Below are 25,336 nucleotides of genomic sequence, written 5' to 3'. Positions count from 1 at the left end.
GGACGCGATGCGTCGCGTCCCTACCTCAAGTGCCACAAAAAAGTAGGGCCGTAAAATTTTACGGCCCTACTTTTATATTTATAATAACTGATTACTTGATCTGGTTCGGATCTTTTGCAGCCTGATCGTTGAATTTTTTCTGCCATCTCAACCAGTAGAACAATCCGAAGAAACCTAAAATGATTACAGAATAATTAAAGATATCACCGATGTTGTCATAGAACCATGCACCATTTAGGATTTTTCCGAGTGTCCACCAAAAATTATTCATCTTTTCTGTTTTTTGTTGCGACAAAGTAAATAAATAATTTGTTGATAACTTCCGATTTCGCTGAAAAAAATTCAATATTTCATCATTTAGAATCGTTTTAAACTTAATTGGCGAAAAATGAACCTGGTTTTTGTTTCCCAAAGCAAGAAGAATCCGTAACTTTGCGACATTAAAATTTAAAAATTATGTACCCACCAGAACTCGTACAACCAATGAAGGAAGACCTTACACGTGTGGGCTTTCAACAACTCGTATCCGCATCAGAAGTAGATGCAACAATTCCAACCAGCAAAGGTGTTGCCCTGGTAGTAGTAAATTCTGTTTGCGGATGTGCGGCAGGAAATTTAAGACCGGGAGTGAAAAAATCTTTGGAAATTGCCGGGAAAAAACCGGATCATTTATTGACTGTTTTTGCAGGTGTTGATACCGAAGCAACTCAGCAGGCACGTAAGTACTTTTTACCGTTCCCTCCGTCTTCACCGTCTGTAGCGTTGTTTAAGGATGGAAAACTGGTTCATTTCCTGGAAAGACACAACATTGAAGGAGTAACTGCAGCTATGATCGCTGAGAACCTGGAAGCAGCTTACGAAGAATTTTGTTAAGGACTTTAAGGCTTTAGGATTTTAAGACTTCAGGACTGAATGACTCGTTGGTCAAGGGGTTCTGAAGTCTTTTTATTTTAATTAAAAATCTAAAAGTCCTAATATCCTGGATCTTGAAGTTCTAATATCCAATGATGATAGATACGCACACACATCTTTATTCCGAACAGTTCAACGAAGATCGTACGGCTATGATCCGGCGCGCTATTGCGGCCGGAGTGGAACGCATGTACATGCCCAACATCGACCTGAACTCGATAGAAGGAATGCACGCACTGGAACAACAATTCCCGGAAAACTGTTTTGCCATGATGGGATTGCATCCTTGTTCCGTAGACGCGGATTGGGAATTGGTGCTGGCAAAAATGAAACTCTTCCTGGAAAAAAGGCCCTATGTGGCAGTGGGCGAGATCGGAATTGACCTTTACTGGGACAAAACCTTCGTGGAAGAGCAAAAGGAAGCTTTCCGCACGCAAATCAATTGGGCAAAAGAACTTCAGGTTCCCATTGTGATCCATGCACGCGATTCTTTCCCTGAAATTTACGAAGTACTCGACAAGGAGAATGATGAACGTTTACGCGGTATTTTCCATTGCTTTACCGGGAATGAACAAGACGTACAAAAAATCCTCGGTTACCAGGGATTCCTGTTCGGGATCGGTGGAGTGGTGACTTACAAAAAGTCGGACCTTCCTGAAACGCTGAAGCACATTCCACTGGAAAAATTGCTCCTGGAAACAGATGCACCTTACCTCGCGCCGACTCCTTTCCGCGGAAAACGCAATGAAAGTGCCTATGTAGTTCACACGGCAGAAAAGATCGCAGAAATCCTGGATTTGCCTTTGAATTCCCTGAAAGAGATCACGACCCTGAATGCGATGGAGTTGTTTCATCCGTAAATGGGAGAATTGACATCCGGTTGTCAAATTGTCTGATGTCCCAATTTTCCAATGATTTCTTCCGGAAAAGATTTTATCTTCGAATTCTTCTTAATGAATTCGTATGCGTTCAATCTTAATCCTTTCCTTCCTGCTTTTAGGCGTTTCTTCGTTTGCCCAGAAAAAGCTAAAAGTACTTCATACCAATGTGAAGTCTTTCCGGATGAAATTTCCGAGCGATCCTGCAATAACTCTTCGAACCTGGACCATTGCACCCCATTTGAAACCCGACAGCACGGTAGTTTGGGATGAAAAAATCCAGTTTATTACAGATGTTGATTCCATTTACATCAAAGTGGATAAAAAACATCCTGTTTGCGATTTCCTGGTGATTTACCAGCATAAAGATACTTGCCTGACGCGTGTGAGGTTCGAGGAAATCCCGGACCATATCGGAACCCTGAAGAAAGCCGCCAAATACAATACTTCGGATTTGAGAACCGTTCCGGAGTTCACTTACCAGGATTCAAGCAATGTTCATTTGCGGGCACTACGTAAAAAATACAACCTGGATTCCATTGCGGGAGACGCCGGAGAACTGAATCAAATCATTAACCTGATGCACTGGATGCATAATACGGTTGCGCACGACGGACAGCACGGCAATCCCGAAAGCAAAAATGCAGACGACATGATCATGGCTTGCAGCGACGGCTCACGCGGATTAAATTGTCGCGGACTGGCCATTTCACTGAATGAATGTTACCTGGCAATGGGATTCAAATCACGCTACATTACCTGTATGCCGAAAGACCTGCAATTTGACGATTGCCATGTGATCAACATGGTTTATTCCGACTGGCTGAAAAAGTGGGTGTATATGGATCCGACCAACAATGCATATGTCATGGATGAAAAAGGCACACTTTTAAGTATTGAAGAAGTCAGACAGCGACTTATCGATGGCCGGACCCTCATTCTGAACCCGGATGCCAATTGGAATAACGAAGAGTATGTTTGGGCCGAAGAATACCTTCATTTTTACATGGCAAAGAACCTGTATCGCCTGGAATGCCCTGTTTCAAGCGAATACAACTACGAAACCCAGGTCGAAGGAGGAAATGCCGTTTACCTGGAACTGGTACCACTCGACGGTCTGAACCAAAGTCCGCAGAAATCGGAACGTAAGGCCAAAGGAGTGAATTTCACCTATACAAACTATGTCACCAATAACCCGAAATCTTTTTGGGTATTGCCAAAGACCGAAACGACCAGATAGCTGAATAATCTTCTTCCCGGATACTTGCTTTTTCGGTATTTTCAGTGAACTTTGTCGCGACTAATTCGAGCAATATGAGTACAACGCCGCAAGTATTGGTGATTTACACCGGGGGAACCATCGGAATGGTGAACGATCCGTTGACTGGATCACTGACAGCCTTTGATTTTGGTGACGTGTATAAGCACATTCCCGAACTGGCGCGTTTGAACGTACAACTCACCACGCATGCCTTTCCGCACCCGATCGATTCATCCGAAATGAACCCGCTTTGGTGGAAAGAAATGGCCGAATTGGTTTACAGCAAATACCATGACTTCGACGGTTTTGTGATCCTGCATGGTTCGGACACGATGGCTTTTTCAGCATCTGCCTTGAGTTTTATGCTCCAGGGACTGGAAAAACCGGTCATCTTCACCGGTTCACAATTGCCCATCGGAACGATTCGCACGGACGGGAAGGAAAACCTCATAACAGCCATTGAAATCGCTGCAGCAACAGACGAAAAGGGAATTCCGCGCATCCGCGAAGTGGCGATCTATTTCGAATATTCACTCTATCGCGGGAACCGAACCTCCAAAGTTTCGGCTTCTTCCTTTGAAGCATTCCGCTCCCCGAATCTGCGTCCGCTGGCTGTTGCCGGAGTCCACATCGATTATACGGGCGAAACGGTTGCATCCTCCAAAGGATTGGAGCTGTTTACCGATTTTGATCCTTCTGTGGCTTTGATCAAGTTTTTCCCGGGGATCAATTGGAACATCTACGAATCTTTGTTCGATGCTAATAAAACCAAAGCGATCATCCTGGAAACCTACGGTTCAGGGAATGCCCCTTCCGATGCAAAATTCCACGAATTGCTGTTGAATTACCTGCAAAAAGGCGGAATCGTGCTCAACATTACTCAGTGTTCCACGGGCAGGGTAGAGCAGGGAAAATACGAAACCAGTTCCTTTTTCGAAAAGAACGGCGTGCTTTCCGGTTTCGACCTTACAACAGAAGCAGCGGTAACCAAAACGATGTACGCTTTAGGAAAAAGCGCCGGAAATACAGACATTGCAAAAGCAATTTTGAAACGGTCGGTTTGCGGGGAAGTCACACTCTGACCGGGCAAATAGATGGATGTCTATCTGTATTTTGGAGACGTTTTTTCGGAAGACTATGCAATGCTAAAATTACATCCCCGGATGCATCTCAACGAATCACCAGTGTTTTACGGATAAGTTTTACTCCATCATTCACCTTCAATAGGTAAACGCCATTCGGTGATACTGATAAATCCAGCTGGTAGTCGGAAGACCAATTGACAGCGGTACTTGAGAGGACCAGTTTACCCAGCGCATCGTAAACTTCCAGGTTCCCTGCTTCACCGGTCAGCTGAGCAAAATCCAGGTGAAAAATACCCGTTGACGGATTTGGATAAACCTTGATTTCTTCTGATAAAAATTCCGGATCAATTCCCGCAGTGGATGGGAATTCGAATTCATAAGCTCCGATATCTATTGAACTTCCCGAAGGATTTCTTGGAACTAAAGCGGAAGTATGTGATTGATACTGATAGACCGGGATCAACGGATAAGCCATAGCTGTAGAACCTGCATTGACTCCATGATCGATAGCAGCTGTTGCGCCGGAAGTCAGTGAATAATCGTTTGTGGCAGCATTTGTAAATCCGAAGGTGGTGTAATCAGTAGATAGTACGTTTCCGGCAGAATCGAGGGAAGCCGGTGTATTTCCGCTGAAGAACGTATTACTCGCTCCTGGAACCGATGCAAAAATGTTGTTGTAAATTTTGAACGTGTTTATCCCGGAAGCCGGAACAGTATTGAAGAATTTGATGTTCCCCGGAAACTGATTAATGACCGTATTGTTTACGAAGTAAAAGTCTTCCAGCGGATTGGTGACCGCGTCATATCCGATTATTCCGTGATTGGCTCCGGCCGGTCCCTGGATAAAAATATTCCCCATGATTACATTCATACCTCCCTGGGCGATGTTCAATTCCCAGCTTCCGTAACCCGTTGTTCCTTCATCAATCAGGTTGTAAAGAATGTAGCTTCTCTGCGCTCTCGTCTTGATCGAATTAGCCTGCCCTCTCGGATGATGGAAATAACAGTTTTGTACCAACAGCGTATCCGTACTTGCACCAATGTAAATGTGATGTTCGTAACCCGAATGCGTAGGATCATTTTGGAGCTGGTAGCCATTGTTCTCAAATTCCGAATTGAGTATGGTGACATTACTGGTAGTAACGCTTCCGTTGCCTTCCAGGATTCCGTTCTGGCAATTGACAAAGCGGCAGTTGACGATCGTAATATTGTTTGCCTGGAACCGGATCCCGGCACCATTCCCGCCATCTGCGTCCGAAACCTGTGCTCCGTCAAACACGATGTTTTCAATATAAGGATTGTCGGAAATACCGGCCGATTCAAAAACGAAAATTCCCTTTCCGTTGGAAATATCTCCTGAATAACGCAGTATACTCCGGTTACTTCCGGTCCCCAACCCGATAAACTTCAAATTCTTTTTGGTCCATTTGGTGGCATCGTTCAAATAAACCCCGCCGTCCAGGTAAACCGTGTCATTATCAGCCACCAGGTTTCTCACCTGGCTGGGCAAAGTATAGGTTCTTGTAGCTCCGACATACCATTCGGTAGCGGAACAATACGCGTTAGTTAAAAGAATTGCTGCAAGGAATACGGAGTATTTTATCTTCATAGTAATCGGGTTTTATACTAAAGATAACAGAATTTTTGGACTGTGAAAGGCTACAAAACAGAGATTTTTCCTGGCTTTGCAGAGAGGAAGGGATTACGAACCAATAAAGATTGGCTTCACAACGTGCTTAATCCTTTGCGAATGATTGCATTAGTTCATTTTCTACCGATTAAGAGAAAAACTCTTATCGCTATAAAAATAAAAATCCCGCCGTTAAGCGGGATAATTCATGCAGAGAGGAAGAGATTCGAACTCTCGATACAGTTACCCGTATACTACCTTTCCAGGGTAGCTCCTTCAACCACTCGGACACCTCTCTAGTTGTTTCGAAAGATAAGAAAGAAATTTAGCTCCTTCAATCCCGACGTTAGCAGTCGGGGACACCTCTCTATAATTGTGGAGTGCAAAAATACACTTTTTCTTTAAATCCGCAAGATAAGTGCTAAATATTAGAACAATATGCTGATCATTACCCAAAAACAAAGGCTGCCCGATTTACTCAGACAGCCTTTCTAACCTAACCACTATTCACTCTGACCTAAGCGTTAATTGGGTATTAGAAATAAAAGCCGATGGCTATTACGGATCATTCTCATTCTGTTTCTTGCTCTGTTATTAGAAATTATCGGTGCTGGTGTTATTTACTTTCAATTTGTCGTCGCCGGTAGAAATGACTTTGAACTCGGTTCTGCGGTTTTTCTGGTGTTCTTCTTCCGGACAGTCGGATTTAACAGGCCCTTCGCAGGCACAATTGTTCAGCAAGCGCGACTCACCATACCCTTTTCCGTAGATGCGTGCCGGATTGGTAATTTTCTTCTTAATATACTCGGCAGAAGCTTTGGCCCGGCTGTCAGACAATTTCATGTTGTAAGACTTGGAAGCACGACAATCGGTGTGTGAACCCAATTCTACCACCATGTTCGGGTATTTATTCATGACTTCCACGATCTTATCCAGTTCTTTAGCGGCATCCGGACGAATCACGTACTTGTTCAAGTCGAAGTTGATCGGGTTGATTTGTACCATTTCCGACAAGTCCTTCACTTCCGGGTCCAGGCCCAGGTCAAGGATTGCATGAATGTCGTATTGCCCCGGTTTGTCGAACAAAGTGTTGTAAGTAACCGTTTTGGAAAAGTATCCTTCTTTTTGCAGCACCAGGTTGTAGCTTCCGCGATCGTTGAGTTTCTTTCCGAAAAGTGCTTCACGGAAGTCTCCGGATGCAGGAGTTGTGATCTTTTTCGACTTGTTGGTCATATTGTCAACCAGGTAAACGGATACATTTTCCAATGGCTTCCCGGTTTTCTTGTCTGTGATCAATGCATACAAAGACAAGCCCGGATCTTTTTCGAGGATCACGTCCGCAATGACAACCTGCTCATTGGTAAAGGTGTTTGTGGTATTCTTCCCGTCGAAATAATTAGTTTTTGAACCCGCCAAAGCATAGTTCTTCTCGTATTCTGCTTCGAAGGAATAAGAACCGTTTTCATCTGCAGTAACTGTTCCGATTACCGTTCCTTTGTCGTCTTTCAGGTCGATCTTTGCATTCGGAACGATTTCACCCTTTTTATCCTTTGCTGTTCCCTGGATGGTTACTCCGAAAGTAATCGGCCGGATCAGCTGTACGGCATAAATATCGTCACCACCTTTTCCGCCTGTGCGGTTCGAAGAAAGAAAACCTGTTTTCAGGTCTTTCGATGAGTTGAAGGCAAAATCGTCGAACTGGCTGTTGACAGGAACACCCAAAGAATGGATTTTCCCGATTTTGCCGTTTTCCATAAAAGCAACAAATACATCCAATCCTCCCAACCCGGGATGCCCGTCTGTTGAAAAGAACAAACGCTCTTCCTGATCAATAAACGGGAACATTTCCTGTCCTTCCGTGTTGATTTTGTTCCCCAGATTGATCATCTCACCGAATGTCCCGTTTTCCAGAACAGCCGCTTTGTAAATATCCGCACCACCCATTCCTCCCGGTTTGTCGGAAACGAAGTACATCGTTTTACCGTCGGCGGTAAGCGCGGGATGACCCACCGAGTAATCTTTCGAGTTGTAAGGAAATTCTTTTTCCTCCGTCCATTTCCCGTTCTCATCCACTTTGGCCATGTACAGTTTCAGGTTCTGGATCTTCTGTCCGTCGCGGCGCTTCTTACCGGAAGAAATATTATTCCGTGTAAAGTAAACGGTCTTTCCGTCGGGTGAAAAAGCAAGCGGACCTTCGTGAAATTTGGTATTTACTTTCGAAACGCGTTTGGGAGATCCCAACTTGTTATCGGTGCTGACCGTTGCGGAATACAAATCCAAAAACCGGTTGGCATTCCACGACCACTCTTTTTTCACGAATACCCGTTTCTTGCGTGCCGTAATAAAGTACATCCGGTTCTGCGAAGGATTGTAGTAACCTCCAAAGTCCGCAACTCCGGTGTTCAGCTCCAGGTTTGTCAGGCTGAAGAACGGAGCGGTCTTCTCGATTTTGGATTTGTAACCGGTGTTTCCTAAAAACAGCTGGCTTCTCAAATCTGCCTGTGCAGCATTGCTGTACTTGTTCATCCACTTGTCGCTTTCGGAATAGTTTCCGGTCTGTTTCAGTACATAAGCATAATTGTAATAATCATCCGGTTTGGCTTCGGAAGATTCGATCATTTTGCCGTAGTTTTCAACCGATTTGGTGTAATTGTCCATCTTCAGGTAACTGTAAGCGAGTTTGCTTTTCAGCTGAGGGCTGTCCACTTCCGAACCGATCAGTTCTTCGTATAATTCTGCAGCATAGGCATAGGATAAACGGTTGAAATAGCTGTCTGCTTTTTTCAGTTTCCCCGATTGTCCGAATACCGATAATGAAACACTGCAAATGATTGCTAATAATATCGTTTTCATGTTTGTGTCTTTTATGGATTTAGAAGTAACGAGGTGAGCGGATCCCTTCTTTTTTGAAGACAAAGTCGTATGACAGCATGACTTCAAATGACCCGTCGTTGTACTTCCTGATTTTTTGAGTACCGAAATCACTTGCTACACCTATTTTAAACTGCGGTGAAAGCTGGAATTGTAAAAATGCTCCGAAAGCTGCCTGTAAGCGGTAATTCGCTCCGAACCAGATACGTTCATTGTAAATAGCCGCTACCGTCAAGTCCAAACTTAATGGTGCGCCTTCCGTAATTTTCACCAGGGAAGTAGGTCTCAGTTTCCATTTATTGGATAAAGGAATGACCCCTCCAACAGTCCCGAAATAATGCCGGCGTTCCAGGTTGGTGGAGTTTGAACCGTCATAACTGCGTTCCAGGATCTTCGGAGAACTAACCCCGATGAAGAAACTCGGAGTGTGGTAATAAATACCTGCCCCGAAGTTCGGATTGATGTTGTTGCGGATGTTCTGCAATAATTTCGGATCGTCCGGTGTATCACTGTTCAAACCATCCCTGCCGATATTGATGAGGTTAAAGCCTCCTTTTATTCCGAATGCCAGTTTACCCTTGTGGTTCTTGAAGCGGATCGTGTAGGAAGCATCGGCGTAGAACATTGTTTGGTTCATGGGCCCGATATTATCGTTTATGGCAGTTAATCCCAATCCTACGGATTCGTAGGAAAGCGGAGAATGGATGCTCAGGGTGGAAGAACGCGGCCTTCCGTCGAATCCTACCCATTGTTCGCGGTGGATCCCCGTTACGTTCAGCATACCGCGGCTTCCCGCATACGCCGGATTTATAAACAGCATGTTATCAAAATACTGTGTATAATGAGGATCCTGCTGTGCGTTTGCACCGGTGCTCCCAAGAAGCACCAGTGTGAAACAAGCTATTAAAAATTGGTTTGTTCTCATCTTTTCAAGTTGAAAAATTTCTATTCTTATCGCTGGATGTATACGTATCCTTTCAATACACCCGCGGTTTCATCTTTCGTATCCAATACATAGAAGTAAGTTCCTGTAGGGAGCTCTGTGCCGCCTACATTCAAAGGACTGTTTGAAGTACCGTCCCAGGTATTCAGGTATCCGTCTGCAGAGAACACCACGTTCCCCCAGCGGTTGAATACCGTCAGCTGGTTATCCGGGTAACTTTCGATCCCTTTGATCACCCACACTTCATTGATGCCGTCACCATCCGGTGTAAATGCATTGGAAATGTCGATTCCACAAGTTTTTGGATCACACGGGTTCATCGGATCAGAACCTGCTGTCACTTCTTCACCATTGGTAATGCCGTCTCCGTCACAGTCTGCATTGTTCCATGCAGCAGTCGGTGTACCGGTCTGGTTTGCCAATACGAAATCACAAGGATTGTTCGGATTGGTACCATCTGTTGTTTCCGTACCATTTGTTACACCGTCTCCGTCGCAATCAGCGGTACTCCATGCTCCGCCCTGTGTCACTGTCACATTGGATGCAGTATAATCACACGGATCATTCGGATTGGTTCCGTCTGTTACTTCTTGTCCGTTCGGAACTCCATCTCCATCGCAGTCTGCAGTATTCCAGCTTGCAACCGGCGTTACTGTTTGACTGGAAGCGTTGTAATCACAAGGATTTGCCGGATCAGTCCCATCCGTTACTTCCGTACCGTTTGTTACACCGTCTCCGTCACAATCTGCATTGTTCCATGCGGCGGTTGGTGTTCCTGTCTGGTTCGCCAGTGTAAAGTCACACGGATCCAACGGGTTATCTCCGTTCGTTACTTCGTTTCCGTTCGGAATTCCATCGCCATCACAGTCTGCACTGTTCCACGCCGCGTTCGGTGTTACTGTCTGATTTGCCAGTGTCAGGTCACACGGATCGTTCGGGTCTGTTCCGTCAGTGATTTCCTGGCCGTTTGTTACTCCATCACCGTCACAATCAGCATTGTTCCAGGCTGTTCCCGGTGTTCCGGTTTGACTAGCCACTATGAAATCACACGGATCATTCGGATTGGTTCCGTCTGTTACTTCCTGTCCGTTCGGAACGCCATCTCCGTCGCAGTCTGCATTATTCCAAGCGGTGTTTGGTGCCACTGTCTGGCTTGCCAATGTGTAATCACATGGATCAAGCGGGTTGTCACCGTCGGTTACTTCGTTTCCGTTTGTAACACCATCGCCGTCACAATCAGCAGCATTCCATGCTGCACCTGGCGCCACTGTCTGACTTGTCCCTGTAAAATCACACGGATCAAGCGGGTTGTCACCGTCGGTTACTTCGTTTCCGTTTGTAACACCATCGCCGTCACAATCAGCAGCATTCCATGCCGCAGCAGGTGCCACTGTCTGACTTGTCCCTGTAAAGTCGCAAGGATCATTCGGATCAGTTCCATCCGTAATTTCGTCGCCATTGGTAACTCCGTCGCCATCGCAGTCATTGGATGGATTTGACAAACACGGAATAACTGTAATAATAACCTGTGCCGTATCACACAATACAGGCATTCCGGTATCACAGATCGAATAGATCAGCGTATCGTTTCCGCTAAATCCTGGGTTTGGCGTGTAGGTAATTTCACCTGTAAGCGGATCTATAGTTACTGTTCCGTTTGAAGGCTGAGTCACCACAGTTACGGTTGTTTCATCCAGATTTCCGTCAGGATCCGTATCATTGGCAGGAGAGTCAATCACCACCGGATTTCCTTCATTGGTAGATGCATTATCGGTATTTGCTACCGGTGCATCGTTGACAGGAGTTACCGTAATCACAACAACTGCCGTATCACATGCTACCGGCATTCCGGTATCACAGATCGAATAAACCAGCGTATCGTTTCCGCTAAACCCGGTGTTTGGCGTGTAGGTAATTTCACCTGTAAGCGGATCAATGGTTATCGTTCCGTTTGAAGGCGGAGTCACAACAGTTACGGTTGTTTCGTCCAGGTTTCCGTCAACATCTGTATCATTGGAAGGAACGTTGATCACTACTGGTGTATCTTCATTGGTAGCAGCAGTATCGTCGTTGGCATCCGGCGCATCGTTTACCGGATTGATGGTAATGACCACCAAAGCAGTGTCACACAATACCGGCATTCCCGTATCACAAATGGAGTAGATCAAGGTATCTGTCCCATTAAAATCCGTATCAGGAGTGTAGGTAATTTCACCTGTTGCCGGATCAATGGTTACTGTTCCGTTTGCCGGAGGTGTAACAACAGTTACGTTTGTATTATCCAGGTTTCCGTCAGGGTCTGTGTCGTTTGAGGGCGCATTGATCACTACCGGCGTATCTTCATTGGTTGTGGAAGTATCCCCGTTTGCTACCGGCGCATCATTCACCGGATTTACGGTAATCACCACCAAAGCGGTATCACACAATACCGGCATTCCGGTATCGCAAATGGAATAGATCAACGTATCGTTTCCGCTGAAGCCCGGATCCGGTGTGTAGGTAATTTCACCGGTAACCGGATCAACAGTTGCTGTTCCGTTTGCAGGCTGGTCTGTAATTGTTACGCTTGTATTATCCAGGTTTCCATCAGCATCTGTGTCATTGGATGGTACATCCACCACCACCGGTGTATCTTCATTGGTAGAAGTTGTATCGCCGTTTGCTACCGGTGCATCACTCACCGGAGTTACTGTAATGATAACCACGGCTGTATCGCAGAATACAGGCATTCCCGTATCGCAAATGGAGTAGATCAGCGTATCTGTTCCATAGAAGTTTGCATTTGGTGTATAAGTAATCGCTCCTGTAACCGGATCGACGGTGGTTGTTCCGTTTGAAGGCTGGTCCGTAACCGTTACACTCGTATTGTCGAGGTTTCCGTCCGAATCCGTATCATTTGCCGGAACGTTGATTACTACTGGTGTGTCTTCATTCGTTGTTGCCGTATTTCCGTTTGCTACCGGCGGACAGTTTGTTGCCGTAACCGGTAAAGTAATGTGTGCTGCATTGTATTCACACGGATTCAACGGATTGGTTCCGTCTGTTACTTCCGTGCTGTTACTGACACCGTCGCCATCACAATCTGAACTGTTCCATGCCGCATCCGGAATAACACTCTGGCTTTCCAGTATGAATTCACACGGATCGTTCGGATCTGTTCCGTCAGCAGCTTCGTCTCCGTTGGTAACTCCGTCGCCGTCACAATCTCCGTTCAACCATGCTCCGCTTTGCGTAAGGGTAATGCTTGCCATTTGCAATTCACACGGATTTAAAGGATCGGTATCATCAGTGATTTCCTGACCGTTAGTAACACCATCACCGTCACAATCGTCGGTGTTCCAGGCAGCAGTTGGCGTTCCCTGGCTTGCCAGAAGCAGGTTACATCCGTCACCCGGATCTGTTCCGTCAGTGATTTCCTGGCCGTTTGTTACTCCATCGCCATCACAATCTCCGGCAAGGTCTGTTAAAATGTCTACATCGACATAGAAGTCTTCCACTTCCCCGTGAATCACAGGCCCGAAACTTCTTTCATCCATGGCTGCAGTTGCAGGGTTATCGCTCAGTGTTTCAGTCGTAATCCTTACACGTGCGTACTTATTCCCGCAGGAAGTTGAAACACCATTCCACGTAAGGGTGGTAGTTTGAGCACCAACAGCTGAAGGAACAGAAGCAGTAACAATCTCGTTTTGAGAGAAAACTCCGTCATTGTTCCAGTCTATCCACGCATAAATATTCGCGTTGGTACCTGAATTGTTTGTAAAGGTAAGTGTAGTAGAAAAGCCCGGGTTTAGGGTAGAATGTGACAAAGGTGTTGTTAACCCGTCTTCATCTGCTCCGTCTCCGTTTGTTCCTGTATTAGTTGCTCCTGGAGCTACGTTATTGCTCAATCCATTGTCCGGATCGGGTTGGCTTGCTCCCAGGTAAATTTCATCGCCGCACATGTAATAGTGTGTTGCCGGATTCCCGTTTTCAAAAGAAAATGGCGCGTCTCCGGCATCGTAGGTACTGGACCCGCAAATCAAACCTACCGGTGTGTTAGCACAGTCGAAAGTAGAAACAGTACTGGTTGCGGAAACTCCGTCACCCATGGAACCATCGATCTTGTGTCCCATGTAGCAATACCTTTCAGCACACAGTTTCATAATAGCTGTGGTGTGCCCGCCGATCTCCACATATGTTGCGTGATCTGTTCCCTGGGCGAATCCATTGGGAACTTTCGGCAGGGTATGATTTCCTGTTCCTCCCGGTACACCGATCATTTCATTGTTGTTGGAACCCCATGACCACAATTCTCCGTTGGAAAGGATCACAGATACCGAAGCATTTGGTGTTCCCGGTGATCCGTCATTGTCGTTGGCAGAAACAAAGATTACATTGGTAAGGTCTGCAGTGTTTGTGGAGTTCCTTACCGGCACCCATCCTGTGGAATTGGTAGTAGTTCCTTGTCCGAGCTGGCCGTTTCCATTACTTCCCAATGCGTATAATTTGTTCGTTGCAGGATCAATAGCAAAGTAGCTTGCACGGTTGCTGGCATCGGTCCAGGTATTGTTACCGAAATCAGCTGTCATGGCAATCATAACCGGAAGTCCTGAGAACGGCGTTGTCATAGCTACTGCACGGTCGTAGGAAGCAACAGCGGAACCGTCACCACGGTAGCAGGCCGGTCCCCAGGTATACCACTGGCCGGTAGAAGTGATGGCAAAAGCTCCCACAGGAGTAACGCGGATATCCACCACACCTGTAAGCGCCGGATTTCCGGTAATGTCCCTGGTTACCCGTGCCCAATAATTCTCCGAAGCTCCGGGCATAACACCTCCGTTCCCGTGAATAGCATTGTTGCGCCCGCTTACATAAACTTCTCCCGAATGTGTCAGCAACACCAATGCTCCCCAGGAAGCAATCATGTTTTTCACGTCTGTAGGAACAACGCCTACCGGCATTGAAATTTGTGCAAATCCTGCCAGGTTATCCAGTCCCGTTCCAACTGCCACGTTATTTGCTCCCCAGGAGTAAAGCCCGTCTGTAGACAAAACGAATGCCTGTGTAGTGGTGGAAGACTGTGTGGCCAGCGTTGCAAACAAAGGCTGGCCGGTATAATTGTAATGCTGTGCCGGAATTCCCGGATTCGGTTCGATAACAACCGGTGTGAGATGTCTTGCGGCAGCGGCTCCGTTTCCATTGGCTGTTGAACCCGCTCCCCAAATCAGGAATGTACCGTCGGGACGGGAAGCAATGGTTGTATGGAATCCGGATTGGATCTGATCGTAAGGTTGAAGGGGATTACAACCCGAAGATTGTGCCCTTACCGCTGAAGCGGAAAAAGCGATACACCCGACAGCCAGAATGAACTGGTTGAAAAATAACTTCTTTTTCATTTTTAATTCGTGATTGAGTAATTAAAAAAGTGGGCTTCCCCGGTAGTATCGTAAACACGGAATTGCACATTCCCTTTAGCGGGAATTGTTCCTGATAATTCGAATACCAGCTTATTCTCCCCGTTCTTTAAAACAGTTTTGTCATTTTTCAGGCGGGAGGAAATAGCGGCTATACCGGTTGTCTGTACTTCAAGGATAGAGTATTCAACCGGTTTTCCATCGTAGGATTTAACCGTTACAGGAATAGTCATGCTGGTTCCGGAAATCGTTCCGGTGGTGAGAGGTGTTGAGAAGACCGGATTTTTCAAATCAAAGATCATCTGAACACTGCTAACTGCTACAGTTACTGTTTCTGTTTTTCCCGGATGATCTCCATGAGCAGGAATCACGAAGGTGACTTCGTATGTTCCAGGCGTGGAGAAAACCAGTTTCCCGGTGGATTTTCCTGTACCGGATGTTTTGCTGACTCCTGTCTGAGGAGCAACTTTCCAGGAAATGGATAGGGGAAGTTCTGTGGCAACTCCTGTTTCAATGGCGTCGCCGAAACTGATTGAGTAATGACTTTGCAGGACACTGACATCCTCGTCACACGAAACGTGTAGTGGGCTTCCGTGGACTAATAAGCACATCCAGGAAAAACCCAATAGGGTGAATAGTCTTTTCATAGAGTAAAATAATGAGTTAAAAACTGAAAAATTCGGTGCGAATATACCTCGGGACAGATGCCATTTAATAGCAAAAGGGTATCTGTATTCGGGAATTTAAACAGTGTAAATTCAGTTTAAATAAATTGATATTCAGTTAGTTGAAAACAATTAGTGCGCTGATTCGTAAAAAAGCACTTCTCATCCTGCTAAAACGGTATTTGCGCATGGAAAATGATCTGAAACGACTCGAAAAAAGTTCGGGAATTATGTATTTATACAGGTAAAAAAGACATCTTATTTTGATGCAACTATTCAGATAGTAATTAAATGGGAGTGGTCAGGAAGCTGAATAGTAAGAAAAGCACGCGGATATCGCGGATTTGCGCAGATGTATAACTATTGATTTTGATAAAAAGGCGAGTGTCTGCCACGTCGGAAGCATGTATTTGCGCAACTTGTCCCTATATTTCGGGTTTTGTGGGAAATAACACCCGTTTTGTGCTAAGCAACGATTAGGATAGTTTTCCTGTGTTTTTACTGTCTTTCTTTCAAATAAGCCAGGAACGTAGAAGGAGGAAATCCTGTTACAGCTTTGAAGACGGCTGAGAATTTACTGTGAGAGGAGAAGCCGCATTCATCTGCAAGCACACTGAGCTTGTAATTTTTGAATTTCTCATTGGTTTCGATCTTCTCGATAATGTATTTAATACGCAGCTCATTGATATACGAGTTGAAATCCTTGTTCAGGTAGGTATTCAGAACGTGAGAAAGGTATTTGGTGTTTGTATTGAGCATTCCGGCAAGCATGGGAAGCGAGATTTGTTTGTCTGTGAACTTACTTCCCCGTTCAAATTCTTTCAGGTCATTGATGATTTTGGTTTCCATAGCATCCGACATGATCTTGCGGTTCGGGTCTCTTTTTTCCGGCTCCATAACTGTTTTCTCCTGTTCATTTTCCAGGCGTTCCTGTCTCATGCGGTTCATTACTTCCCTGAAACGTGCACGTTCGCGTTTTCTGCTTCTCCGGTGCCAGATAAAAATCCCTACGATCACCAGGCACAGCCCGATTGAAACGATCAGCAATACGTTCCTGTTTTGAGCCAGGTCTCTGCCTTTGGACTTCGTGGTGCTTACAAAATCAGCAATGGATTCTTTCTTCTTTTTTTCACTCAGCTCCAGTGCATGAACATATTTGTCGTTGTATTTGGAGTATTTTTGAATGTCTTCCGAAAGTTTGTAATAATCTGCCAGTGTTTGATACACTTCAATTTTCAATTCCAGATAATCGGATTTCTCAACAATTTCCTCGGCTTTCTGCAGGTTTTCAAAGGAGGCTTCTTTGTTGTTCTTCTCCAGGTAAATGCGTCCCAATCCGCTGTAGATAAACCCGCTCAGCATGGCATTTTCCTGCGTGACCTGTGTTAGTTGCTCCTGAGAATTGTTATAGTGTACCAGCGCCTCATCCCATTTTTTCAGCCCGATGCAAATGCGTCCGAGCAACTGTTCATTGGTAGCTAAAAAATAGGTTTTATCCTGTTCGTTGTAAACCAATTGATTAAAATAGGTGTCGGCCTGCTTTGCCGCTTTGTAAGCTTTTTTGAAGTTTTTGTATTCGATTTCGTAATAGGCGGTTTCCTGGTAAATCAGTCCGAGATAAAGCTTCTTCATCTGGTCGTTTTCTATTTTGAGGCTGACGGTTTTCCCTTTTTCCAGGTATTCCTCTCCTTCTTCATATAGTCCCATGATCCGGTACTGAGTAGACAGGAACCCGGCAATTCTGGCTTCCCAATCGTAATAATCGTATTTTACAGCGATCTTGTCTGCTTTTACGGCGAATTGAACGGATTTTTTGATATCACCCTTTTGCTGGAACAGGGAAGAAGAGAGCATCAATGCTTTCAACCGGTGAATTTCCTGCTTCGAATTCCGGTAGAGGGAGTCCGCAATATGAATGGCTTTATTGATGTCTTTGGCTGCAATGTTTACGGCTGTGGTGAAGTAAATACTGTCGAATTTTTTCTCATCGGTATTTTTTTGTGCCATTGCTTGGCCGGACAAGATGCAAATCAGCATACTTATCCCGATGAACAGATATAATTTATGGATCCGTACGAAACGGAGTTTGGTTTGTATCATCATTGGGTATATCTAAAATGTGTCTTAGAGTGTATTAAAATTAGGCAAAAAATCAGAACGGACGCGCAACATGCAGGATGCTCCTTATTAACCGGCCTCGCCTTTCAGCCGGTTTACCTCCTGTTGCAGTGCATGAACCCGGTCAAGCAGGTGTTTGATCGTTTCCAAACCTTCGAGGTTGATTTCCAGTTCGTAATACAGGTGCGTGTATTTCTCCAGGTCGGCCAGTTGTTCAAACGCAATGAAAACCGTTTCGTCGGTACGAATCAACTCAATCAGACCGTGCTCATCCAGTTTTTGTACAAATGAGCGTTCGATGTTATAAACCACGCAGCATTGCTCAATGGTTATGTGATTTGCCTTTTCCATATTAATTCGTTTTACGCTCGCGGGCAAGCTGTTCGATCAATTCTTTTTCTTTCGCTGTAAGGCCGGTAGGAATTTGCAGTTGGTAAGTCACATACAAATCGCCGAACGTGCCTTCTTTTTTATACACCGGGAATCCTTTTCCCTTCAGGCGCACTTTGGTACCGTTCTGTGTTTCGGGAGCCACTTTCATTTTCACTTTCCCGTCGAGCGTGTCGATCAGTTCTTCTCCGCCCAGAAGTGCTTTGTAAAGGTCCAGGGGCACATCGGTATAAAGGTCGTTTCCCTTACGGGTAAATGCCGTATTATTTTGAATTTCAAATGTGATGTACAAATCTCCGTTTGGTCCGCCGTTCATACCGGGTGCACCGTGGCCGGCCAGTTTGATTTCCTGTCCGTTCTCGATTCCTGCCGGAACTGTAATACGGATATTTTTCCCGTTCACCGTAAAAGTCTGCTGATGTGTTTTGGCCGCTTCAGTCAGGGAAAGCTGAACTGTTGCCCGGAAATCCTGTCCCTTGAATTTGGTTTGCCTACCACCGCCGCGATTTCCGAAGATGGAAGAAAAGAAATCGGAATAATCTCCGCCCTCTTCATAGGTAAAATAATCGCTGCCAAACGGGTTTCCGGAATCACCGAACGGATTTCCCTGGCCGTAAGAACCGGATGATCTTTGCTGCTGGCGTGCTTGTTCAAACTGATCGGCGTGCTTCCAGTCCTTTCCGTACTGATCGTATTTTTTGCGGTTCTCCGGATCGCTCAATACTTCGTTTGCTTCGTTGATCTGCTGAAACAACTTACTTGCTTCCGGGTTATTCGGATTTAAATCCGGGTGGTGCTTCCGTGCCAGTTTCCGGTACGCTTTCTTGATATCCTCTGCGCTTGCGTTTTTATCAACGCCCAAAATTTTGTAATAATCGATATACTCCATACAACTGAACCTTGTAGTGTTAAGTTACGGGTTATAACGGTATTTTGCAAGCTGGAAAAGATGATTGAAATCATCCTGAAAAGGAATAAAATTACATCGTATCCAGCACGTGCTTTGATTTTAACCCGGCCGGCACGATTTGAATACTTACCTGTGCGTGCTGATTGGCCTGCACTTGCACGACCAGCTTATCGGATCTTTCGCCTTTTCTGCCTGCTTCTACTTCATAAGTTCCGGGTTGCAGTTCGATGAATAGTTTTTTCCCGGAATCAATGCGGCCGCGTTCTTCGCCATTGATAAAGACCGGGCTGGCAATCAGGCGGTTTTGCATTTGTTTCTCCCGCATGAAATGAATACCGCTTTTATTGAAGTAATCATCGTCGATTAAATAGCCGGTCTCACTGCTTTTCCGGTTCCGGATGACTTTCAGGATAAACAGTAGAGCTATCATGGGCAATAGCAGTACTAAAAGCGTTACCAATCCGGTGATACCAACCGGGTATTTGTCACCTGGATTCGGAGCAAACAAGTTGATGAAAAACAGTGCCGGATACGTTTCCATGATCAGCGACCCGAAGGAAAGCATCAGGGCGGCAAAAATGTAGATGTAGATGAAAATGCGCATGTTAGCATGAATATAGTACGAAGTTAGATAAATCAATTTGGGATAAAACCAGTAGGGATGTAAAATTTTACACCCCTACTGGTAATTTCGATTTACCCGGCATCTTACTAATGCAAGCCTTTCATGGATTAATGTACGTGTTTCCAAAACTTTTACCATCTTTATCCCATGAGATCTACGATCATCGAAACCATTGCCAAAATTGAGCAAGAAAAAAATATCAAAGTGCTTTTTGCCTGTGAAACAGGTTCGCGAGCCTGGGGTTTTCCTTCACCGGACAGCGATTATGACGTGCGCATGATTTACAAGCACGAACGCAACTGGTATTTGACCATTTCTGAGAAAAAAGACACGATCGAAACCATGCTGAACGACGGTGATCTGGACATTACCGGCTGGGATATCCGCAAATGTTTGCGCTTATTGTGGAAATCGAATGCAGCATTGCTGGAACGTTTGCAATCACCGATTGTTTATTGTGAAGAACCGGGATTCCTGGAGCTGATGAAACCTGCTGCCGAGGCGTGTTTTTCTCCTATTGCAACGATTTACCATTACCTGAGCATGGGCAGAAACAGCTTCGACGATGTGAAGGATGAAGATGAGGTGAAACTGAAGAAATTGTTCTATGCATTGCGCGCAGCATTTGCCTGTAAATGGATCCTGGACAAAGGAACTACGCCTCCGATTGTATTCCAGACGATGTTGTACGAACTGGAAATCGATCCTGCTTTGAGAAAACGCATCGAAGAGCTGATCGAATTAAAGTCGGGAAAGAATGAAAACTATATTCATCCGAAAGAGCCGTTGCTGAACGATTTTATTGCAGAGCAATTCCTGCGGGCAGAAAACGAATCGAATTCATTGAAATCGCGCCAGGAAAAACGGATTGACCTGGACGAACTGTTCCTTAAAATCCTGGGAGAAAAGTGATGCTGAACATTCAGGATTTGCATGATGAACGCAAACACTTGCTGTTGCAATGCATCAGTGGAAGCAGGGCTTATGGACTGAACACGCCTCAATCAGATACGGATTACAAAGGGATTTTTGTCTCTCCGAAAACTGTTTTTTACGGTTCGCACTTCAATGACCAGGTAGCAAATGAATCGAACGATATCGTTTATTTCGAATGGAAGAAATTCATAGACCTGTTGGGGAAAAACAACCCGACAATCCTGGAATTGCTGGCAACTCCGGATGATTGCATTTTGTTTAAACATCCATTAATTGCCGATTTGAAGGCCGAAGATTTCTTGTCTGAATTATGCTGTCAAACCTTTGCAGGATATGCGCAGTCACAGATCAAGAAGGCAAGAGGATTAAACAAGAAGATTAGTAATCCGGTTGAACCGGAGAGAAAGGAAATCCCCGATTTTTGTTACGTGATTGATGGGATGCAAGTAGTTCCGGTAGCAAAGTGGCTTTCCGACCGGAATTTTAACCAATCAGATTGCGGGTTGGTGAAAATTCCGCACATGCGCGATGCATATGCTTTGTTCCATAATTCCCAGTTGGAAAGCGGTTTTCTGAAAGGTATTTATTCCGGTCCGGATTCAAACGATGTTTCATTGAGTTCTATTCCGAAAGGAATTCAACCCTTGGGACTTATGAGCTTCAATAAAGACGCTTATTCGATCCATTGCAAAGAATATGCACAATATTGGGAGTGGATTGGCAAACGGAATGAAAGTCGTTATCAAAGCACCATTTCTCACGGGAAGAACTACGATGCAAAAAACATGATGCACACTTTCCGGTTGCTGCATATGGCTGAAGAAATTGCCCGGGAAGGAAAGATTTTCGTGCGCCGGAACGACCGGGAATTTTTGATGAGTATCCGCGAAGGAAAATTCGAATACGAAGACTTGTTAACCCGTGCCGAAGAAAAGGTGCAGCTGATCGAGGAATTATTTGAGAAAAGTCCGCTGCCGCAGGAACCGGATCTGGAAAAACTGGAAGAGTTATTGATCGGTGTGCGCGATGAATATTATTTGTTGTAAAAACACGTAGGGACGCGATGCATCGCATCCCTACGTGTTCGGATAAATCCCATTTTATATCATTCAGTAACTACTTCCCGGCGCTCACCGATCTGTTGTCTCCACATGGCGTAATACAAACCTTTTTCGTCCAGTAATTCACTGTGTTTCCCGGTTTCGATAATGAGCCCTTTTTCCAGTACGAAAATGCGGTCCGCATGCATAATCGTTGACAAACGGTGCGCGATCAGGACGGTAATGTGTTCTTTCTGATCGGTAATTTCACGGATCGTATTGGAAATAGCTTCTTCCGTAATGGAATCCAGGGCTGAAGTTGCCTCATCGAAAACCATCAGTCTCGGGCGACGTAATAAAGCTCTGGCAATGGACAAACGCTGTTTTTCACCACCGCTCAGTTTCATTCCGCCTTCACCGATTACCGTGTCGACACCATTTTCACTGCGTGCAATGAGGTTCTCACAAGAAGCTTTTCGTAAAGCGTCACTGATTTCTTCGTCCGTTGCGTCCGGTTTTACAAACAACAGGTTTTCTTTGATCGTTCCGGAGAATAGCTGCGTGTCCTGGGTCACAAACCCCAATTGCTGCTGCAGCTCTTCTTTGTCGATTTCGGTACTGCTGACTCCGTTGTAGCTGATGTCGCCGGTTGGTGCGCTGTACAACCCCACCAGGAGTTTTACAAGTGTACTTTTCCCCGAACCACTCGGCCCGACGAATGCGATCGTTTCGCCTTTATTGACCTCGAAAGAAATGTTGCTCAAAGCATCATAAGAAGCTGTTTTGTGACGGAAACCTACGTTGTGGAAAGCCAGTTTTTCAATGGCATTCAATTTTGCCGGTACCGCAGGTTTCACTTCTATCGGTGTATTGATAATTTGTTCGAAATTGTTCAAAGAAGCTTCTGCTTCGCGGTAGGAAATAATTACGTTCCCAACTTCCTGCAAAGGCCCGAAAATGAAGAAGGAATAGAATTGCAAAGTCATGATCTGACCAACTGTCAACGTATCTTTGAAGATCAGGTACATCAGGAAGAACATGATGGACTGGCGCATGAAGTTTACAAATGTTCCCTGGATAAAGGAAATACTTCTTACCTGGCGTACTTTCTTTAGTTCCAGTGAAAGAATTCTGCGTGTAGTGTCGTTCAAACGCTCTGTTTCCTGCGTAGCCAACCCCAAACTTTTCACCAGCTCGATGTTGCGCAAACTTTCCGTGGTGCTTCCCGCCAGTTGGTTGGTTTCCTTTACAATCGTGGTTTGAACCTTCTTAATACGCTTCGACAATTGATTGGTAATGTAGCTCAGCAATAAAGCGGAACCCAGATAAACAACGATTAATCCCGGGTGAACGCTTAAGGCATAAACGACCACGAAAACCAATCCGACCAAAGAGGTAAACAGGATATTTACGAAGTTCATAATGAAGCGTTCGTTATCGATGCGCACTTTTTGAAGAACATTCAGTGTTTCCCCGCTTCGTTTGTCTTCAAATTCGCTGAATGGAATTTGCAGCGTGTGCTTCAGTCCGTCTGTGTAAATATCTGCACCTACTTTTTGGATGGTCAGGTTCACGGTATAATCCTGGAAAGCTTTCGCAATACGGCTCACCATGGCAGCACCGATTGCCAGCCCGATCAATCCGGCAACTCCGGCCAGGAATTCGTTCTGAGTATAATCACCCGGACGTGTAGCATACTTGTCCAGTAATTTTCCGAAAATGTAAGGGTCTAAGAGTGAGAATGACTGGTTGATACTGGCTAGTATCATGGAAAGGAACACAAGTCCTTTGTAGCGCTTTAAATAGGATACGAGTATTTTCATGTAAATAAAATTGGTATTTTTTCCTGAAGAATGAATGTTATTTGATAAAAATCAATGTGTTTGAATTGTTGTTTCAACAGGAGGTGCAAAAGTAGTAAAAGTTGGCGAATTAAAACCACATAGGCATATAGGTCACATAGATTTTTGTAAAGTTTGATTAGAAAATACGATACAAATATATCCTATGTATTCTATGATTCTATGTGGTTAAAAAAACCTCCCTCGGTTTAATCCGAAGAGAGGCTTTTCTGTTTATTATTAGGGGTAACTCAAACTTAATGTCCGTCTGCTACAACAGCTTTTGCGCCTTTCTTGTAGCGGATCAGGAATACCACCGGGATACAGATCAGGATCAGACAAGCGACCATGAAGAATCCATGGTTGTAACTCACCAGCATTTGCTGGCGGGTCATCAATCCGTCCATGGTGCGATTGGCCATTTCCGTTGCTTCTACCGAATCAAATCCCCGTGAAAGGAAATTCTGAGTCAGCAACTGAAGGCGTTCGTTTACCGCATCACTGTATTGGTTGATGTAACCGACCATGTTTCCGCGAATCAGCGCATTGGTATTCGTCAGGTATACGTTTATCAAGGCAATACCAACCGATCCGCCCAACTGACGGATCATATTCGCCAAACCGATCGCCTGCGGCATATCTTTCGGATTCAAACCCTGTACTGCCAGTGAAAGAATAGGCGACATCATAAATGCCATTCCGAAACCTCTCAGTACAAACGGAAGATAGAAGTTTCTTTCCGAAGAATCCGGTGAAGAGAACGACAAGAGCATCACGAAGCTGAAAGTCATGGCGATTCCGAATAGAATTACCGTTTTCGGGTTCATTCCGCCTCCGAGCAATCGACCTACCAAAGGCATAGCGACGGCTGTACACAAAGCTCCCGGAATCATGAACATACCGGTTTGTGTGGCTGTCCAGCCCAAGGAAATCTGTACGAAAAGCGGGAAGATAAATACCGTTCCGAACAACATTAAACCGAGCAGGAAGTTCATAATGGAACCCATGATCATGTTGTAGTTCTTGTACAAACGGATATTCACCGCCGGATAATCGATGCGCAATTCCCGGATAATAAATGCAGCCAGTGCCGACACTCCGATAATAGTCATCGCAGTAATCTCGTGGCTTTCGAACCAATCATCCGCTGTTCCTTCTTCGAGTACATACTGGATCGAACCGATCGAAATAACCAGGAATAAAATTCCCCACCAGTCGATCTTCTTGGGCCTGACGGCCCCGGGCCGATCGGTCACATACCGGTAACTTAAGATCGTTGCTACAATACCGATTGGAATGTTCACGAAGAAAATCCAGTGCCAGGAGAAATTATCAGTAATGTAACCTCCGAGAGTCGGGCCGAAAGTTGGTCCGAGGATCAATCCCATCCCGAAGATCGCATTTGCTGTAGAGATTTTTTCCGGCGGGAAGGCTCCGATGATAATGGATTGTGCCGTTGAAAGCAAACCACCACCACCTAAACCTTGCACAAAACGCCAGAAAACGAGCGTCCAGAGGCTGTCTGATAGACCACACATCAGGGACGCCACTGTAAATACAATCACAGAGCCGGTGAAGTAATTCCGGCGACCGAACAGGTCACTGAGCATACTCGTCAGCGGAATGATAATCACGTTTGAAATGGCATAAGCCGTTACAACCCAGGCGATCTCTGTTGTTGTTGCACCTACGTTACCACTGATCTCGCGTAATGAAACGTTGACAATGGTTGTATCGAGTAACTCGAGAATGGCACAACTGATCGCCGTGATTACCAGGATCCACTTTTCAGCTCCCGTTGGATATACAATGGGTGTTTTTAAAGCAGTTCCTTCCAC

18 protein-coding genes and 1 tRNA gene are annotated in these 25,336 nt (G+C 45.2%); 6 read left to right on the top strand and 13 right to left on the bottom strand.

What is annotated here, in order from left to right:
- Window positions 1-91: 91 nt before the first annotated feature.
- Complete coding sequence (locus ABDW02_RS11970) at window positions 92-271, bottom strand: hypothetical protein (RefSeq protein ID WP_343634791.1); 180 nt, start codon at window positions 269-271, stop codon at window positions 92-94.
- Window positions 272-456: 185 nt separating this feature from the next.
- On the opposite strand from ABDW02_RS11970, the gene ABDW02_RS11965 reads away from it, so the two are divergent.
- The 4 genes from ABDW02_RS11965 to ABDW02_RS11950 all read left to right on the top strand — a co-directional run bounded on the left by ABDW02_RS11965 (window position 457) and on the right by ABDW02_RS11950 (window position 4,133).
- Window positions 457-873, top strand: a complete 417-nt coding sequence (locus ABDW02_RS11965; protein WP_343634790.1) for a BrxA/BrxB family bacilliredoxin — start codon at window positions 457-459, stop codon at window positions 871-873.
- A 134-nt stretch (window positions 874-1,007) separates the two neighbouring features.
- Window positions 1,008-1,772: a TatD family hydrolase gene (locus tag ABDW02_RS11960; RefSeq protein ID WP_343634789.1), complete on the top strand. Its 765-nt coding sequence runs from the start codon at window positions 1,008-1,010 to the stop codon at window positions 1,770-1,772.
- Window positions 1,773-1,875: 103 nt separating this feature from the next.
- Entirely contained in the window at window positions 1,876-3,030 is a 1,155-nt protein-coding gene (locus tag ABDW02_RS11955; RefSeq protein WP_343634788.1) for a transglutaminase domain-containing protein, read from the top strand.
- A 74-nt stretch (window positions 3,031-3,104) separates the two neighbouring features.
- Complete coding sequence (locus ABDW02_RS11950; RefSeq protein WP_343634787.1) at window positions 3,105-4,133, top strand: asparaginase; 1,029 nt, start codon at window positions 3,105-3,107, stop codon at window positions 4,131-4,133.
- A gap of 88 nt (window positions 4,134-4,221) precedes the next feature.
- On the opposite strand, the gene ABDW02_RS11945 is transcribed toward ABDW02_RS11950, so the two are convergent.
- The 10 genes from ABDW02_RS11945 to ABDW02_RS11900 all read right to left on the bottom strand — a co-directional run bounded on the left by ABDW02_RS11945 (window position 4,222) and on the right by ABDW02_RS11900 (window position 19,660).
- Window positions 4,222-5,745 carry a T9SS type A sorting domain-containing protein gene (locus ABDW02_RS11945; RefSeq protein ID WP_343634786.1) on the bottom strand — a complete coding sequence of 508 codons (1,524 nt, stop codon included), beginning with the start codon at window positions 5,743-5,745 and terminating at the stop codon, window positions 4,222-4,224.
- Window positions 5,746-5,977: 232 nt separating this feature from the next.
- Window positions 5,978-6,064, bottom strand: a tRNA-Ser gene (locus ABDW02_RS11940).
- A gap of 296 nt (window positions 6,065-6,360) precedes the next feature.
- Entirely contained in the window at window positions 6,361-8,619 is a 2,259-nt protein-coding gene (locus tag ABDW02_RS11935) for an OmpA family protein (protein WP_343634785.1), read from the bottom strand.
- Window positions 8,620-8,638: 19 nt separating this feature from the next.
- The gene (locus ABDW02_RS11930) at window positions 8,639-9,562 is read right to left on the bottom strand and encodes a type IX secretion system membrane protein PorP/SprF (protein ID WP_343634784.1); all 924 of its coding nucleotides are present in this window, start codon (window positions 9,560-9,562) and stop codon (window positions 8,639-8,641) included.
- Between the two features lie 26 nt (window positions 9,563-9,588).
- Window positions 9,589-14,955, bottom strand: a complete 5,367-nt coding sequence (locus ABDW02_RS11925; RefSeq protein WP_343634783.1) for an Ig-like domain-containing protein — start codon at window positions 14,953-14,955, stop codon at window positions 9,589-9,591.
- Between the two features lie 2 nt (window positions 14,956-14,957).
- Window positions 14,958-15,620: a hypothetical protein gene (locus ABDW02_RS11920; RefSeq protein ID WP_343634782.1), complete on the bottom strand. Its 663-nt coding sequence runs from the start codon at window positions 15,618-15,620 to the stop codon at window positions 14,958-14,960.
- Window positions 15,621-16,136: 516 nt separating this feature from the next.
- Complete coding sequence (locus ABDW02_RS11915; protein WP_343634781.1) at window positions 16,137-17,645, bottom strand: helix-turn-helix domain-containing protein; 1,509 nt, start codon at window positions 17,643-17,645, stop codon at window positions 16,137-16,139.
- A gap of 180 nt (window positions 17,646-17,825) precedes the next feature.
- Window positions 17,826-18,107 carry a chaperone modulator CbpM gene (locus ABDW02_RS11910; RefSeq protein WP_343634780.1) on the bottom strand — a complete coding sequence of 94 codons (282 nt, stop codon included), beginning with the start codon at window positions 18,105-18,107 and terminating at the stop codon, window positions 17,826-17,828.
- A 1-nt stretch (window position 18,108) separates the two neighbouring features.
- A complete protein-coding gene (locus tag ABDW02_RS11905; protein WP_343634779.1) occupies window positions 18,109-19,035 on the bottom strand; it encodes a DnaJ C-terminal domain-containing protein in 927 nt (308 codons plus the stop codon).
- A gap of 91 nt (window positions 19,036-19,126) precedes the next feature.
- The gene (locus ABDW02_RS11900; protein ID WP_343634778.1) at window positions 19,127-19,660 is read right to left on the bottom strand and encodes a DUF2846 domain-containing protein; all 534 of its coding nucleotides are present in this window, start codon (window positions 19,658-19,660) and stop codon (window positions 19,127-19,129) included.
- A 168-nt stretch (window positions 19,661-19,828) separates the two neighbouring features.
- On the opposite strand from ABDW02_RS11900, the gene ABDW02_RS11895 reads away from it, so the two are divergent.
- Together ABDW02_RS11895 and ABDW02_RS11890 are read left to right on the top strand one after the other, a co-directional pair.
- Entirely contained in the window at window positions 19,829-20,593 is a 765-nt protein-coding gene (locus ABDW02_RS11895) for a nucleotidyltransferase domain-containing protein (RefSeq protein ID WP_343634777.1), read from the top strand.
- The gene (locus tag ABDW02_RS11890; RefSeq protein ID WP_343634776.1) at window positions 20,593-21,663 is read left to right on the top strand and encodes a nucleotidyltransferase domain-containing protein; all 1,071 of its coding nucleotides are present in this window, start codon (window positions 20,593-20,595) and stop codon (window positions 21,661-21,663) included. The genes ABDW02_RS11895 and ABDW02_RS11890 overlap by 1 nt, the downstream gene beginning before the upstream one ends.
- A 59-nt stretch (window positions 21,664-21,722) precedes the next feature.
- On the opposite strand, the gene ABDW02_RS11885 is transcribed toward ABDW02_RS11890, so the two are convergent.
- Window positions 21,723-23,480: an ABC transporter ATP-binding protein gene (locus tag ABDW02_RS11885; RefSeq protein WP_343634775.1), complete on the bottom strand. Its 1,758-nt coding sequence runs from the start codon at window positions 23,478-23,480 to the stop codon at window positions 21,723-21,725.
- 275 nt (window positions 23,481-23,755) lie between these two features.
- A complete protein-coding gene (locus tag ABDW02_RS11880) occupies window positions 23,756-25,336 on the bottom strand; it encodes a DHA2 family efflux MFS transporter permease subunit (RefSeq protein ID WP_343634774.1) in 1,581 nt (526 codons plus the stop codon).

Origin of the sequence: Fluviicola sp. (genome assembly GCF_039596395.1) — a bacterium.
GTDB lineage: Bacteria > Bacteroidota > Bacteroidia > Flavobacteriales_D > Crocinitomicaceae > Fluviicola.
The sequence above is the reverse complement of the archived record's forward strand: the minus strand, read 5'-3'. Positions and strand labels throughout refer to the sequence as shown.